Origin of the sequence: Bacillus altaicus, assembly GCF_042136375.2 — a bacterium.
In the GTDB taxonomy this organism is placed as follows: Bacteria; Bacillota; Bacilli; order Bacillales; family Bacillaceae_G; genus Bacillus_A; species Bacillus_A cereus_U.
Genome location: NZ_CM143394.1, coordinates 2,450,794 through 2,466,797, shown reverse-complemented (window position 1 = coordinate 2,466,797; position 16,004 = coordinate 2,450,794). Strand labels below are relative to the sequence as shown.

Here is a 16,004-nt window from a genome sequence, read left to right as displayed (position 1 = left end):
ATAGATTTTAAATAGACTAAACTAAGAAGAGGATATTACGTTCAATATATGAGCGTATATCCTCTTTTCTTATAAACATTAGATTACTTATACAGATAATAAAAATAAAACTCTATATGTATACTGAATTCGGAAAAGTTTGTATAATTTAGGTAGCTAACGTATCTCATAACGGAAAGCGTTGTGAGGTCTTTAGACTGAGCGTTAATTTTTTTAGGGGTGAAGTGCTATGAGAGTACAAGAGGTTCTCTTAGAGAATAACAACAAAGGATACATATTACTGGATCAAAAAGGATTCCCTGTAATAAATCATTTAGGAGGTGACAATCATTAATGAAACAACAAGAACGTATTATCTTTCGTGAGGTTCAGCGACCACAACAAATTTGGGTATGGATACTCATATTGGGGATCGCAGCACTGATGTGGTATGGATTCATTCAACAAATTATCCTTGATACCCCGTTTGGAGATAAACCAGCTCCCAATGGTGCGTTAATTGCTTTGTGGTTGTTTTTTGGGATTGCCTTTCCTGTATTAATGCTTGGGGTATTGAAACTGATTATAGAAGTCCGTGAAAAAGGTCTTTATGTTCGTTTTGTTCCTTTTCATTTTCAATATAAACAGTACCTTTTCAAAAATATACGTCACTATGAAAGCATTACTTACAGTCCACTAAAAAGATTCGGAGGATGGGGAATTCGTTTTAACCTTAAGGGTGAAACGGCCTATAACATGAATGGAAAGAAAGGTATAGAGTTAAAGTTGAAATATAACACAGTGGTAATCGGCACTCAAAAACCGGACGAATTAAAAAAAGCATTGGACTCGGCACAAAAAGCATAATGAAAATTAATCGTCAACAAACGGGTATCATTGTGGAATAAGAAAGGACATTACATATTAGTCATATAAAATATATAATGTCCTTGAATTTATTTGTTTTTTTAAAATTTAGGTCTTGATAATTAAGTGATCAAAATAGATTCTCATATTTTCGCATTAAGATTATTTCAATAAAAAATATTGCTCATTTTCTGCCTTTTTAAAAACTAATTCTAACTCTTATTAAGCCTTAGAAATATCAACAAACCCTTCCCCAAACACATCACGAACATCGTGTATAGCGATGAAAGCAGCCGGATCCGTAGTTTGAACAATCCGTTTTAACTTTATTACTTCTTGCTTATTGATAACAATGTAAAGAATGTCCTTCGGGGTTTTTGTATAATAACCATGACCTGAGTACACGGTAACCCCTCTGTCCATTAAGGTAGTCACCTTTTTGGCAATTTCATCCGGGTTATCAGAAATAATCGTAATGGCCTTTTTCGGATTCAAACCTTCAATTACAAATTCCATCACTTTCGTTCCTACATATAACATAATAATTGTCAGCATCAGCTTTTCTGCACCAATGATGAAATAAGATGAAAAAGCAACTATTAAATCGAAGAACAATAGACCATAACTAATGCTCCATCCTAAATACTTATGCGTCATTCTTGCTAAGATAGTAGTACCTGCTGTTGTTCCGCCAACACGAATAATTAGACCAATCCCGCATCCTATAAATATCCCTCCGAAAATGGCATTTACGAGCATTTCATCTGAAGTAATATACCAGCCCTCTGTCAAATGAAGAAATAGCGAGTTAGTAACTACAGCAATGATCGTATAAATTGTTGTTATCTTATTCAAAAATTTATAGCCAGCTATTAACAAAAACGCGTTTAGAATTAAGTTGACTAAGCCTGGTGACCATTCAAATAAATAGTAGGTAATAATCGTGATACCCGTTACCCCGCCTTCACCAAACTCGTTCGGGATAACAAACAAATTCACACCTAATGCAAAAAGGAATGCACCAATAATAATAAAAATAATGTCTGTCGTTCTTTTCTTCATACAGTACCTCACTTCTTATGTAAATATTTCTTCAAGTATAAACTCTCACCATTATATCGTGGAATATTCAAATCGAACAGTGGTTTGTTTTTTATTTTAATATAAGATTTTGATCAAACTTTATTCTAAATTTACATGTAAGTAACACGGTACAATAACATTATTTATTATGTACTACACATATGCGTTTTAATTTTACAACTCATTTACGCTTAATATTGTAGATTATCCCTATATTCAGCAACAGTGCTAGATTCTTGAATAGCAGCAGGAGAAGTTGTTGATGAGGGAGAAACTAATATTATGCTACGGTTTGTATAATCGTTTTTTATTAAATGATGTAGGAGCGGGATTAAAATGTTAATGAAACCAAAGAGATTACAGGCAGGAGATATTGTGGCAACAGTAAGTCCTTCTTGGGGAGGAGCAGGTGATTCTGAGCTAAGATGGCGTTATGAGCAAGGAGTAAAAAGATTAGAAAAAGTTTTCGGTCTTAAGGTTGTCCCAATGCCAAATAGTTTAAAAGGTAGCGAATTCATTTATAACAACCCAGAGGCTCGTGCGGAAGATTTAATGACAGCATTTAAAGATACGCGCGTGAAAGCAATCATTGCGAATATTGGCGGAGAAGATAGCATCCGTTTACTTCCCTATATAGATTTTAATGTGATACGGGAAAACCCAAAAATTTTTATGGGGTACTCTGACGTTACCATTTCACACTTGTTTTGTCATAAAGCAGGAATTTCTTCTTTTTACGGTCCAGCAATTTTAACCGATTTTGCCGAAAATGTGGAGATGGATCCATATACAATTGAAATGGTGAATCGAACTCTCTTTTCAAATGAGATTATTGGCGAAATTCAACCAGCTCATGAATGGACGAGTGAGCGTTTAGAATGGATAGAGGTAAATAAGGATCAACGGCGTACGATGCAGCAAAACAATGGATATGAGCTACTTCAAGGCTCTACCACTGTACAAGGGCGTTTAATTGGTGGTTGTATGGAAGTACTGGAGTTTGTAAAAGGAACGGAAATTTGGCCAGAGAAAAAACATTGGGAGAATAGTATCCTTTTCTTTGAAACCTCTGAAGATCATCCAGAACCAAGTTATATAAAGTATTGGTTACGAAATTATGCAGCACAAGGCATTCTGCAAAAAGCAACTGGCATCATTTTTGGTAAACCAAAAGACGAAAAATATTATGAAGAATATAAACACGAAATACTTACAGTTATGAAGGAATATAACTTAGAAGATTTGCCGATTCTTTATAATTTAAATTTTGGCCATACCGAACCGAAGTTTATTTTACCTTACGGTGCGATGGCGGAAATTGATTGTGAAAATGGATCTTTCTATCTTTTAGAAAGTGGAGTGGCATAAAGTGAAACTTTAAATAAGTGGGGATTTTTCCACCCCCACTTATTGATTACATCTTTTTTCATTTGCTTCCTTCGCCTACTACTTAAAGAATAATCCCTGAAAAACTTCCCTTCAATACTTCTTTTTCAAGTTGATTCATACATGTAAACATCGCAATAATCTTTGTACGATTTTTTTCATCAGGTTCAAATTGTTCAATTGTTACGTCACAACGAATCGTATCACCGCTATAAACAGGGCGTAAAAATTCAAAATCCATCTTACGAGCTAATACATTATGATCACCACCAACTTTCGTAGGAAGCGTTGATGTTAAAAGACCTTGTACAACAAATCGTCCTTGTTCATCTGGTGTAACATGATGAATTCCCTCATCCTTAGATACTTCTGTAAATAAAACAACATCTTCTTTTGTAAAAGTTCGCTCAAAGGTGATTTTTTCGCCTACTTGCAATTTCATCGATACCCCTCCTTAAAAACAGTCCACAATTAACTAAACTGATGTTCCATTTGTTACAAAAGAAAAACCGAAACTAAAAATCATTTCGGTTTTTCAATCTAAAGAAGTCTATATTTACTTTAATGAGTGAACAAACAACCCGCTGCGCAGTTTCGGTTCAAACCACGTTGATTTCGGCGGCATTACTTCTCCAGCGTCTGCGATTGTTAATAAATCTTCCATTGATGTCGGATATAATGCGAACGCTGCTTTGTATTCACCGCTATTCACAAGACGTTCTAGTTCTTCTAGCCCGCGGATTCCACCGACGAAATCAATGCGTGAATCAGAGCGCGGATCATGTATTTCAAGCACCTGACTTAATAAATGATCTTGTAAAATAGATACATCTAAACGCCTGACAAGATCATTCGCATCAAATGTTTCCTCTTTCACAGTGAGCTTATACCACTTCTCGTTTACATACATTCCAAATGATTTTGGCTCATTTGGTTTATACGGTGAAACACCTGCTTCTTCCACATAAAAATATTGCGCCACTTGCTTTAAAAATTGCTCTACTGATAAGCCATTTAAATCTTTCACAACCCGGTTATAATCCCAAATTGATAATTCATCATGAGGGAATAAAACAGATAGGAAGAAATTGAATCCCTCTTCTCCTGTGTAATTCGGATATTGCTCTCTTCGCATAACTCCTACTTTTGCAGCTGATGCAGAGCGGTGATGTCCATCTGCAATGTACAAGTTAGGGATATCTTCAAATGCATTTACTAAATTCGTAATTACTTCTTCATCTGCAATCTTCCACGCAACATGCTCGACTCCGTCTTCTGCCGTAAATTTATAAATTGGCGCATGTTCTTCTTTCCAGCTTGCAATTAAACGTTTCACTTCTTCTTTTGTACGATAAGTTAAAAAGATAGGACCCGTATTTGCATCGCACACATCTACGTGACGAATGCGATCTAGTTCTTTTTCATGACGCGTTCTTTCATGTTTTTTAATTGTATCATCTTCATACTCGTCAATCGATGTACAAACGACAAGGCCTGACTGCGTTCTTCCTTGCATCGTCAGTTCATAAATATAAAGCGCTGGCTCTTCATCTTGAACGAACACTTCTTCTTGTATAAATTGCTTTAAATTTTCACCCGCTTTTTCATATACGCGATCATCATACGGTGAAAGTGCTGGATCTAAATCAATTTCTGCTTTATCAACATGTAAGAAAGAATATGGATTCCCTTTTACAACTTCTCTTGCCTCTTCACTATTTAATACATCGTAAGGTAAAGCTGCCACTTGCACAGCTTTTTCTTCTACTGGACGGATGGCCCGAAACGGTCGGATATTTGCCAAGTTCCTCTCTCCTTTACACAATCATTCGAACGGCTACAACACCTGTAATTTTGCTTATATTTTCCACAATATTCTCTTTAATTATATCATCAATACCATTATCAATATCAATCATTGTGTACGCCCAAGAATGTTTACTACGATTAATCATATCCGCAATATTAATATGATGTTCTGCTAAACATCCTGTAATTTGCCCTACCATGTTCGGAACGTTTTGATGCATAATCGTAATTCGTTTTTTTCCAATGTACGGAAGTTCTACGTTTGGATAGTTTACTGAATTACGAATATTTCCTGTCTCTAAATATTCACGTAATTGACGAGCTGCCATTACCGCACAATTTTCTTCAGACTCAGACGTAGATGCACCTAGGTGAGGCGTCGCTGTTACATTTTTCATCTTTATAACATTTTCATTCGGGAAATCTGTTACGTAATGTGTAATAATATCTTCTTCTAACGCTTTTTGAAGAGCTGTTTCATCTACAAGTTCTCCTCTTGAGAAATTGAATAGACGCATTCCTTTTTTCATCGTCTCTATAGCGTGTTCACCAACAATCCCCTTCGTTTGATTCGTAAGAGGAATATGTAACGTAATATAATCACATGTTGCAAAAATTTCATCTAAGCTAAATGCTCTTTGCACTTGCGTAGAAAGACGCCATGCTGTTTCAACAGATATATATGGGTCGTATCCGACAACGTCCATTCCTAAAGCTAACGCATCGTTCGCAACTAAAGCACCGATTGCACCAAGACCGATAACACCTAGACGTTTCCCTGCTATCTCTGATCCAACGAATTGCTTCTTCCCAGCTTCAACAAGCTGTGGTACTTCTTCTCCATCCAACTCTTTCGTCCAGCTCACTCCATTTATAATATTACGGGAAGACATAATAAGACTTGCGATAATAAGTTCCTTCACTGCATTCGCATTAGCCCCTGGCGTATTAAATACTACAATCCCTTTTTCCGTACAACGCTCAACAGGAATATTATTTACACCGGCACCAGCTCTTGCAATCGCCTTTAAATCTTCTGAAAATTCTTCTTGATGTAAAGAATAGCTGCGAAGTAAAATACCATCTGGATGACCTACTTTGTCTCCAATTTCATAGCGATTCCCATCAAAAATTTGCAAACCCTTTTCCGCAATTTGATTTAACGTCTGAACACGAAACATATCCCCATCTCCCTATCTATTCTCAAGCTCGAATTCCTTCATATAGTCTACTAATTCTTGTACACCTTGGGTTGGCATCGCATTGTAAATGCTAGCGCGCATACCACCTACTGAGCGATGTCCCTTTAGCGTAACGAAACCGCGTTCTTTCGCTTTTTGTAAAAACTGATTGTTAAGCTCTTCTGACGGTGTTGTAAACGGAATATTCATAAGTGATCGATACGTAGGGTCAACTGGTGAAGTAAACAATTTAGATTCATCTAAAAAATTGTAAAGAAGTGAAGATTTCATTCTATTTTGTTCTTCAATCGCAGATACCCCGCCTTGTTCTTTCAACCACTCTAGTACAAGTTTCGTCACATAAATACTAAAGGATGGCGGTGTATTATATAGGGAGTTATTTTTACTGTAAGTTTCATAGTTTAGCATCGTAGGACAAGCACTACTTGCACTGCCAATTAAATCTCTTTTTATAATTACAATCGTTAAACCCGCTGGCCCTAAATTCTTTTGCGCACCCGCATATATGAGACCAAACTTCGTAACATCATATTGTTCTGATAAAATATTTGAGGACATATCCGCAACAAGCGGCACTCTTTCTACATGTGGAATATCCACATATTTTGTCCCCTCAATTGTATTATTCGTTGTAATATGTATATAATCTAGTTCTTCATCATTTGGTAAATCATCCATTTTAGGAATCGTAGTAAATTTCTCTTTTTCAGAAGAAGCAATCACTTGCACTTCCCCTACTTTTCCGGCTTCTTGCTGCGCCTTTTTAGACCATGAACCTGTCAGTACGTACCCAGCTTTTTTATACGTACTCATTAAATTTAACGGTATCATAGAAAATTGTAATGACGCACCGCCTTGTAAAAATAAAACTTCATAATCATCAGGAATGTTCATTAATTCACGAAGTAAGCTGCTGGCTTCATCAATAATACTTTGGAAATAAGAAGATCTATGGCTCATTTCCATAACAGACATGCCTGTCCCGTTATAATTTACAAGCTCCTTTTGCACTTTCTCTAAAACCGGCAAAGGGAGTATAGATGGTCCTGCTGAAAAATTATACACTCTCTCCATCACCCAGATAACCTCCCTATTTCTCATTTTTGTTATTTTTTAAACTTTCTGAATTATAACCTATATACAATACACGGTCAATTTGTTTTCCGTTATTACGGCGTAAGACGCGATGGAATCGCTTGCATATACATTTCATTATTTCATAAACATACAAAAAAGTGTTAAGTACATAATCGTACTTAACACTCTAGTAATAAAGTATAATAGCTATTTACTCGTAAAGAACCGATCAAAAATTTGATAAATAGCTGAAAGACCAAAGAGCCAATAAATAGTATCCACAAGCGCCGGCATAGAACCAAACCATTTCTCAACTACATTATAATCTAACGCTACAAACAACCAATTCAAACCGCCAAGAATCACCAAAATTACTGTAAGGTATGACAAAAATTTCATTATGATTGCCCCCTAGGTGATAAGATGGTGAAAGGCCTTTCACTAAAATATATGTAATGGATTCTAAAACTTACCTACTTTATAAAAATTATTTTTTATACCAGCCATTAATAACTGTCTCTGCTTCTTTACTATGTATTTGATAGGAATGATTACTATCATTAGATCCGATAAACCAAATTGAAAAACCTTTAAAATACGGCTTCGGTTCTAATACATCTCGGTAAACACGCCACCCGTTAAGTTGTACATCTTTTGAAAACACATTCGTAACATCTGGGTTCCACGGGTTTTGTAGTCCAAGTTCACGTGCTGGCACGTTAAATCCGCCAAAATAAATTGGCTTTCCTGTTGCTTTATGTAATTGTTCCAGTTGCTGAACGACATTTTGTCCACGATTATATACTGTCGTCGCAAATAAACTTTGTTTTACTTCTTCGTATGATGGATTTCTTTTTCCTGAAACTTCAAACCAACTATCAATACTTACGATATCCACCTTTTTTAAATACGGGCGATTTATTTTCTCTTTAAATTTCGCCTCAAAAGAAGGATCCCAACTTGCAGTTAACCACCAGTTCATTTGATACAAAACATTTCCTTTATACTGCTGGCGAACAAAATTAATCGTATCATTCCAATATCCTTCTGCATATTCCATATTCACGAAATTAGAAGCGATCTTCAGCCCATAAATATTGTACTTATTTGTAATGGAATTAAAAATATCTTGTAAAACAACCGTTTTCCAATTCCAGAAGAAATCATTAATATTACTCGGGTTCCACTCTGTTTCTCCAATATTTCCTTGCTGAATAAACGGGAATGGTTCCACTATAACTTGTATATTACGCTTTAGTAATTCTTGAATTAAAATAATAGCTTGTTTCTTTTGCGCCTGATTAATTACCATATTAGCCGAATTCACATCCGAAATATCTACTTGAATCGGTACATTCACCGTATTCAAATTCAAGCGCTCTACATCAGCTAACACTTTCGCTACATTTCCTACTTCCCATACCGTTACGTTTCCTGATTTTATTTTTCCAGATTGAACAGTATTTACATCCGCCTGTACATTTCCTTGAAAACAAAAAGAAAACAACATAATAAACACTCCTAAAAAACTTATTAAACTCTTACTTTTCTTCACAACTTTCCCCCTATAATTTTTGGCTTTCTTGCTTATTTTATACAACATTACACATATATTCCATAAGAAAAATAATTCAAAAAAAGAGCGATTCTCCCGCTCCTTTACAAACCATTCCATCTCAAAATATCTACACATTATTTAGGGACTAAATTTAACACTTTTCCTTCTATCCCATCTGTATTAAGTGTAGTCGTATGATACTCACCATTCACCCAATCATCTATTTGATCATGATACCAATCACTTCTGAAATGTCCCGATTGTCCTGGTCCTACGATATGATAACCGTTTGACATATCTTTCGTATCAATCACGAATCGCCAAGAAGCTCCGTGATTGACAATACCGTTATCTCCGTAACTCGCTGCTTGAACGGTAACTTGGCTTCCGCCAATTGGAACTGGTTTCTCACGATTAAATGCAAGTAGTGCTAGCATACTAGATGATTTTGAAATTGGATGTGTAAAAGCAAGTTGATGGTAATCGCCCCACTTCCACTCCGCAACATTTGGTCCATATTCCTTCTGTAGTTTCTTCATTACATTTTCGTACGATGTATGCACAACTTCTGTGAAGCCTCCGTACTTCGTAAACCAAGCGCTATTTTCTCCTGCTACTTCTTTTCGAATCAATTCATCAACTACTTGTGACTTCCCTTCAAATAACTCCATCACATCTTTCGGTATTTCTTTTGAAAATAGCGTATTCGAAATCTCTTTCATTAACAAATGGAATATTAATGGTGACGCTTCATCTTTACTATCGTAAAAATCCCACTTTGTTAATTGTTTTACGCCTTCTTTCTCTACTTCATTTAAAGATGCTTTATTTAACTCTTTTAACAATATAGGAGTAAACTCTTTCCCATATAAATTTTTTTGATCCATCTGTAAATCTTCTAAATCTTTCACCGTATACTTTTCCTTCTCTTTTAAAAACTCTTGAATACGCATTTGCCTATATGGCTGCGCCCACGTATTACTAATATGGTACGGATAATTATCATCAACGATTTTATTATTTGCAGTTGAAATAAACCCTTGTTTTGGATTTATTACTTTTGGAAGTTGATCAAACGGAATATACCCTTCCCATTCATATTCATCTGTCCATCCAGGTACAGGCAAACTACCATCACCTTTTTTACGCACTGGTATATTTCCGTTCGCTTTATAAGCAATTGTGCCGTCATTTGATGCAAACAAAAAGTTTTGAGTCGGTGTGTGAAAATCTTGAAGAGCTGTCTCAAACTCATTCCAATCTTTCGCTTTATTCATATTTAATACAGCCTTTAATTCAGCGGAAGGCTCCAAAGCAGTCCATTTCAAAGCGAATACTGTTTTCGTTTTCATTTTCTCTTTCCCCTTATCCGCAAACTCTGAAATGACTGGACCATGCCTCGTAACCGTAACGTTATACGGAATTGTTTTCCCGCCTTTTACTTTAATAGATTCATCAACAACCGTAGCCTTTTCCCATTTATCGTTATACAAAAATTCATTTTCATTATTAGGATTTCTCTTTTCAATATACAAATCTTGCACATCGGGACCTGTATTCGTAACGCCCCAGGCAATCTCTTTATTATGCCCTAACATAACACCAGGAACACCCGCAAAAATAACTCCACTCACATTTACATCTTTCGTTTCTAACGTAGTTTGATACCATATAGAAGGTGTCGCAAGAGATAAATGAGGATCATCCGCTAAAATCGGCTTACCAGATACACTCTTTTCACCACTCACAACCCAGTTATTACTACCGTTAAACTCTGGTGGAATAACTGTCTTTGAAAAACTTTGTGCTACATTCACATTTGTATTTTTCAGTTCAGCTAGCAATCTAGGTGCATCTTTCGGATATGTAGGAAATAGCTCATTTGCTTGCTCTTTCGGTAAATTTTTCAGCGCCCAATATCGAAATGCCTGTCCGTGCCAATGTCCGCCTAAATCAAACGCCATATACTTTCCAATCGTTAAAGAATCCACGATTGACCATTCAGCAGGTTCATAGCCTAATAAAGTAAACTCAACCGGCAATTTCTTTTCCTCTTTTGCCTCACGTATAAAAGCGTTCACCCCATCAGCAAATGACTGCAGGGCATATTTCGCTTCCCCATCATATTGACTAACAGATGCTTCTGCCGCTCGCCGTAAACCGAGCGTTCGAAACAATTTATCTCGATCAACAGCTGCTTCCCCTACAACTTCACTTAACATACCAGAAGCTTGTCTTCTACTTAAATCCATTTGAAACAAACGATCTTGCGCTTGTACATACCCTTGCGAGAAATATAAATCATGCGCATTTTCCGCTTTAATATGTGGTACACCTTTACTATCTCGTTTCACCGCAACAGCATGTTGTAAATCCTCAAGTTTTATCGTTCCATCTATCTTTGGCATAGAACTCAACGTATATATGTTCAAAAAAATCATAGCGCAAATAAACAAAAAAAGAACGATACTACTAGACCAAATAAAAATTCTTTTTCCCCTATTTCGTTTCTTTTTTATGACGACTTCCATACAATCCCTCCTCTCTCAATCTATTCGCTTCTATTGTGAAAGAACCTTTTAGAAAAATTGAAAAACCCCCTTCATTTTCCTATCAATGAAGGGGGTTTTTCTTATCGTCCGCTACGCCAGCTTTCATTATGACCAAGATTTGAATCGGTCGCTAATTGCACATCATATAACATTTCACTAAAGAAGCGCTTATCTACTTGTTTTGGTACAATGCGTCTCTCATCATCAATTTCGTCGTATTCATATGAACCGCGGTTCACTTTGCCTGCCTTATAAAATTGAATTTCAAATACACATACATCTTCTTCACCTTCATATCCAATTGGCGCTCCGCTAAATGAAAGTTCCGCTCCTACTCCAGTTCTAGTGTCTTCTTTATAAAACGTATAATAAACACCGCCATCTTGAACCGATCCGCGAGTCCATCCAAGTGTCGTCATCTTACCGAATAACGAGCGACCATTTAGTAAAATACCGCCAAATCTCTCAACATCAATCTTATCATTTTCCTCTACTACAAACACTGGCCGTTCAATTTGTAGGAATGGCTGAACAATTCCGGAATTTGTCAGTTGCTCTTTCCACACTTCCTTTTCCACCTCGGATAATTCTAACGGATGAATTAAACCAATAACAGTTCCAGGTGAAAGCTCATGATGCTCTCCTATCATTGAATAAAACATATCATCCTCCACACAACGGAACGTTCTCAGCAACTTTCCTTCCGTATATTCACCCCAAACAAGTGAAATGGCAAATTGCTTCATAATTGGATTTTCCATAAATACCGGCTTCCACGTATCTTATGACCAATAGCGCTTTAGTGATAGAGCAGTTTCCAAACGTTGTTTCTGCATGGAAAGAGCACTTCGAAGCTCTTTCTTTAAAGCGGCTAACTCTTTCTTAGCTTCTTCAGCTTTTTCTACATCATCTTTTGCATTTGGCTTTGGAAGTGACTTCATACGTTTTCCTTCTTCTGTCGCTAATTCAATTTTTGACTCTGAAGTTAAAATAGCAGTAAAACATCTATTTCCAAAATCAATCTTCTTTTCACAACGTATATTGAAACCAAGGTTTGGTACCAATCGATCTTCCAGCTCTTCTTCCGTTATACCACGTGTTTTCGCAGCAAGACTTAGTGCTTCTTTTGCCGCATTACGCACTAACTTATGCTTATATTTAAATGCCATCGCATGAATAGACACAAGTGCAAGCTTAGATGAGGACAACCCCAGAGCGCGAACAGCATCCGCTGCAATCTTTCCTCTCATATGAAGGACCCATTCATCAATTTGCTTTTTAAGTATGCCTACCATTTTGTCATCACTAAACATTCCATATAATGAAAGGATTCCCCGTTTCTTCACATCTGCATCTTGAGAAATCCATATTTGATATATTACTTGTACATACTCTTTCAAGTCTTGTTCATTTAAAGTACTACCAATTACTTCAGCTGCCTCTTTCTTCTCAATAACAGAATCTGAAATATACTGCTGTATATAAGCTAACGGAACTGTTGCGTCTGCTATTTCATTTGAATGACGAAGACGGATTTGTGGTTCGTCCCCAATCAATTGCAGAAGTGCATTTCTTTTTTGTTCCGTTACTATACGACTACAAAGTTCTTCTATATTTTCTGAGTTTCTCCCCACTTCAAGTAACGGAGCAAACTTCTCAATAAAAGAGGCGTTCTTCTTTTCTTGTAAAGCTTCCTGTACAAGTTGCATATATTTTTCAATCTTATAATCTATAAGTATTTCCATCACATGTTCACGGACAATTTTCTTTTTATTATTAAGTTCAACTGCTACATCTTCTGCCGCTTCTACATCTTTTGAAAGAAGTTTAACTACAGACTCACGCATTTTTTTAGATGAAGCGCCTAAGCTTTTGATTAAAATTGGACGCATTTTAACCATGTTATCCCTTGCTAACTCTTCTAAAATATATGCTTTTGCCACAGCAGAATACTCATCAAATCGTTCAATTATGTATGCTTGTTCTTTTACAATGACATGAACGAGCGCTTCCTTCGCCTTATTTCTCTCTTCACTGTAGCATGCAGCTTGTTCAACTGCATAAGCGATAAGCTTTTCCTTACTCAACCCATACGAAAGAAGATCTTCTAATACTTGTTTCGGTTCTATCCCTCTGACAGAACATTCGTAAAGAAGTTCATATAAATTCACACTATAATCATCTCCGAATTGTAGTGTAAGTACAGCTTCCCTCTTCGCTACATCATCTAGATCCCAAAGAAGTGCAACCTCTAACACTGGCATACCCCAATACATACTTCTATATTTCGGATTTTTAAGTATTTGCTTCATATCCTCAAATGACACTTTCCCTATTAAATAATCACGATATGTATCCCGCACTGTAGACAATTTAATTTGCAAAGCAGCCACAAAAAATTCTTCTCGCATTTTCCCTCTATTTAGCTCATGTCCTTTTTCAGCTAACATTCGTGCGATGATGAGATAATTAATTTTACTTAAATAATGCAAAGTACGTTGAACAAATTCAGGATTTTCTTTCGCCATGAAGCATAGCAATTCATATTCATACGTCTTACAAAATTCTTCATTATTTAAATCATGTTGCCTCAGACGGTGCGCAAAAAATCTTTCCTCAGAAATCCAAAACTGTTTACAAAAACTTTGAATTTCATCATATGTTTTCTTATTTACACTACCTGTTCTTTTGTAGTTTTGAAGCTGACCGAGAGCTTGACACATGTAACGCGTAGCATGGTTCATAAAACCCCAAACGTTTCTCTTCGCTAATATTTCAACATATCGCCTCGCAACATTTGAATACTTATGAATACTAAATAATAGCCGCCAAATATATTCTGGTAAAGCCCCACCTACAAATAATTCCCTATCACTTTCACCCTTTATATACCGTTCAACAGCTTCAACCTTTTCCTTTTCTCCATTCAAATTCAATATAAATTCAGCATGTTCTTCTAATCTCTCGTCCAATAAAGAGCTATATGTACGGAATCTCTCATAATCTACTTCAAACATTACAAGAAGTAGCGATAATTGCTGCTTTATTGATAAAGCTGACAACTGCTCTTCTATATAGTTCGGATTCTCGCTTATTAATTCTCTAAGAAAAACATACGCTTCATTCACATAACTTGAAATATTGGATAAATATTTGCATGCACTTGCTACAAGTTTCTCCAAAGGAAGTTCACTTTTTTCTAAATAAACCTTCATATTAGAAAAATTCACATATTTAAACCTTATTATAAGAACATTTAACAATTGCTCCCCTAGCAAATAATAAAATAACCGAAAGAAATCCGGATCTTGTTTATATACTTTTCTAAAATCATTTATAAATCGCTCGGCAAAATCGCCTCTTTTTTGATCTCTAATTGTCGTTAGTTGAATATTATTTAAAATCTCTTCTTCTCTCGTTTCTAAATAACGTGATGATAATTGTTCCTGTTCTTCTGTCATATGAATATATTGAAACAACTGAGATGTATTAGTAGTCAAACTTTGTTCCCCCGCATCTTTTTATCTATTATAAAAATACCCTTATTTAATTGTAGTATAGCATACAACCCACCGTATACGAACGTATATTCTGCATTAAATTTATGTAAATTAAAAAACACTACTCAAAACACTTCTCCTTCTCTCTAAACTTCCCATTACACACTTTTCTCCACTATATTCGCTACACCAATTCCTCAAGATACCCTTTACATAAGCAAGTGTCCCCTTATTATGTTCAAACGCAATTTTAAGTGCCTCTAGTACTTTATCTCCTGAAACTCTTTGCATCCATTCCTTTAATTCCTTCGCGATATATGGAGATAGACTACTAATGTTTTGTTCGTAAAATTTATAAACTTCACTATGCGGAGTGGCATCCTCTACTCTTTCTACCTCTTCCTTCTCTTCCTTCTCTTGAATAATTGCTTGTTGTGAATTACTACTAACCTCTTCCTCTGGCATACCAAAATACTGAAGTAATAATGGAATCTTGCATTCTTCTTCAAGACATTTACGTAAAAACTTATGTAGGAACTCTTTACTTTTCACCATTTTCAGCTCACGTAATACACATTTCTCTATGTTCGTATTAAAAATAGGATTATAGTGTAACCAATTTATAATGAATAACTCTTTCGTTTCCGCATCATATAAAATCTTCCCGTATTCCACAAACCTGTTCAATAACTTCTCAACAGTCTCCATACTGTAACCAGTTTCAAGCTCTGCCAAACGCTTTGGTAATATGTAAATACCACATTGCTTCGTTTTCGTACCAGTTAACAAATATATGTAAAAATAACGCTCTTCTGGCGTTAAATCTAATATGAATTCATCTTGCCAAAAGTTCACCTGCACATTACGGTACACCGCCATATGTTTCCCACCTCCTTTTATTCATAAAAATGCAAATTTCAATCCTTCAATATACATATAGGAATGAGGGCTTTGTTTTTGCATTTGAATTCCAAATTTTTTTAACTACTAC

At 35.9% G+C, this 16,004-nt stretch carries 11 protein-coding genes and 1 pseudogene; 2 read left to right on the top strand and 10 right to left on the bottom strand.

Annotated features, from left to right (window positions below):
* The first annotated feature begins 333 nt into the window (after positions 1-333).
* Positions 334-846 carry a DUF6141 family protein gene (locus tag ACE38F_RS12860; protein ID WP_215553584.1) on the top strand — a complete coding sequence of 171 codons (513 nt, stop codon included), beginning with the start codon at positions 334-336 and terminating at the stop codon, positions 844-846.
* Positions 847-1,068: 222 nt separating this feature from the next.
* On the opposite strand, the gene ACE38F_RS12855 is transcribed toward ACE38F_RS12860, so the two are convergent.
* Complete coding sequence (locus tag ACE38F_RS12855) at positions 1,069-1,908, bottom strand: YitT family protein (protein WP_078181084.1); 840 nt, start codon at positions 1,906-1,908, stop codon at positions 1,069-1,071.
* Positions 1,909-2,265: 357 nt separating this feature from the next.
* Here ACE38F_RS12855 and ACE38F_RS12850 point away from each other — a divergent pair, with 357 nt between their 5' ends.
* Positions 2,266-3,297, top strand: a complete 1,032-nt coding sequence (locus ACE38F_RS12850) for a S66 family peptidase (RefSeq protein ID WP_375370407.1) — start codon at positions 2,266-2,268, stop codon at positions 3,295-3,297.
* A gap of 82 nt (positions 3,298-3,379) precedes the next feature.
* Here ACE38F_RS12850 and ACE38F_RS12845 read toward each other — a convergent pair whose 3' ends face one another.
* The 9 genes and pseudogenes from ACE38F_RS12845 to ACE38F_RS12805 all read right to left on the bottom strand — a co-directional run bounded on the left by ACE38F_RS12845 (position 3,380) and on the right by ACE38F_RS12805 (position 15,892).
* A complete protein-coding gene (locus ACE38F_RS12845) occupies positions 3,380-3,757 on the bottom strand; it encodes a hotdog family protein (RefSeq protein ID WP_215553587.1) in 378 nt (125 codons plus the stop codon).
* A gap of 114 nt (positions 3,758-3,871) precedes the next feature.
* On the bottom strand, positions 3,872-5,119 hold the full coding sequence (locus ACE38F_RS12840) for a DUF1015 domain-containing protein (RefSeq protein ID WP_375370408.1): 1,248 nt from the start codon (positions 5,117-5,119) through the stop codon (positions 3,872-3,874).
* 13 nt (positions 5,120-5,132) lie between these two features.
* Positions 5,133-6,305 (bottom strand): 3-phosphoglycerate dehydrogenase family protein, encoded by a 1,173-nt coding sequence (locus ACE38F_RS12835; protein ID WP_016105381.1) that lies wholly within the window; start codon positions 6,303-6,305, stop codon positions 5,133-5,135.
* Positions 6,306-6,317: 12 nt separating this feature from the next.
* Positions 6,318-7,400: a 3-phosphoserine/phosphohydroxythreonine transaminase gene (gene serC, locus ACE38F_RS12830; protein ID WP_002110718.1), complete on the bottom strand. Its 1,083-nt coding sequence runs from the start codon at positions 7,398-7,400 to the stop codon at positions 6,318-6,320.
* Between the two features lie 210 nt (positions 7,401-7,610).
* Positions 7,611-7,802: a DUF378 domain-containing protein gene (locus tag ACE38F_RS12825; RefSeq protein ID WP_002084566.1), complete on the bottom strand. Its 192-nt coding sequence runs from the start codon at positions 7,800-7,802 to the stop codon at positions 7,611-7,613.
* An 88-nt stretch (positions 7,803-7,890) separates the two neighbouring features.
* A complete protein-coding gene (locus ACE38F_RS12820; protein ID WP_375370409.1) occupies positions 7,891-8,958 on the bottom strand; it encodes a glycoside hydrolase family 113 in 1,068 nt (355 codons plus the stop codon).
* A 137-nt stretch (positions 8,959-9,095) separates the two neighbouring features.
* Positions 9,096-11,492 (bottom strand): penicillin acylase family protein, encoded by a 2,397-nt coding sequence (locus ACE38F_RS12815; RefSeq protein ID WP_375370410.1) that lies wholly within the window; start codon positions 11,490-11,492, stop codon positions 9,096-9,098.
* A 101-nt stretch (positions 11,493-11,593) separates the two neighbouring features.
* Positions 11,594-15,013: pseudogene (locus ACE38F_RS12810) on the bottom strand (DUF4132 domain-containing protein).
* Between the two features lie 111 nt (positions 15,014-15,124).
* Positions 15,125-15,892 (bottom strand): DnaD domain-containing protein, encoded by a 768-nt coding sequence (locus tag ACE38F_RS12805; RefSeq protein WP_375370411.1) that lies wholly within the window; start codon positions 15,890-15,892, stop codon positions 15,125-15,127.
* Positions 15,893-16,004: the final 112 nt, after the last annotated feature.

Coding starts and splice junctions, on each gene's coding strand:
- ACE38F_RS12825 (WP_002084566.1), bottom strand. CDS start 7,802: ATGAAATTTTTGTCATACCTTACAGTAATTTTGGTGATTCTTGGCGGT.
- ACE38F_RS12835 (WP_016105381.1), bottom strand. CDS start 6,305: ATGTTTCGTGTTCAGACGTTAAATCAAATTGCGGAAAAGGGTTTGCAA.
- ACE38F_RS12845 (WP_215553587.1), bottom strand. CDS start 3,757: ATGAAATTGCAAGTAGGCGAAAAAATCACCTTTGAGCGAACTTTTACA.
- ACE38F_RS12850 (WP_375370407.1), top strand. CDS start 2,266: ATGTTAATGAAACCAAAGAGATTACAGGCAGGAGATATTGTGGCAACA.
- serC (WP_002110718.1), bottom strand. CDS start 7,400: ATGGAGAGAGTGTATAATTTTTCAGCAGGACCATCTATACTCCCTTTG.
- ACE38F_RS12860 (WP_215553584.1), top strand. CDS start 334: ATGAAACAACAAGAACGTATTATCTTTCGTGAGGTTCAGCGACCACAA.
- ACE38F_RS12815 (WP_375370410.1), bottom strand. CDS start 11,492: ATGGAAGTCGTCATAAAAAAGAAACGAAATAGGGGAAAAAGAATTTTT.
- ACE38F_RS12855 (WP_078181084.1), bottom strand. CDS start 1,908: ATGAAGAAAAGAACGACAGACATTATTTTTATTATTATTGGTGCATTC.
- ACE38F_RS12805 (WP_375370411.1), bottom strand. CDS start 15,892: ATGGCGGTGTACCGTAATGTGCAGGTGAACTTTTGGCAAGATGAATTC.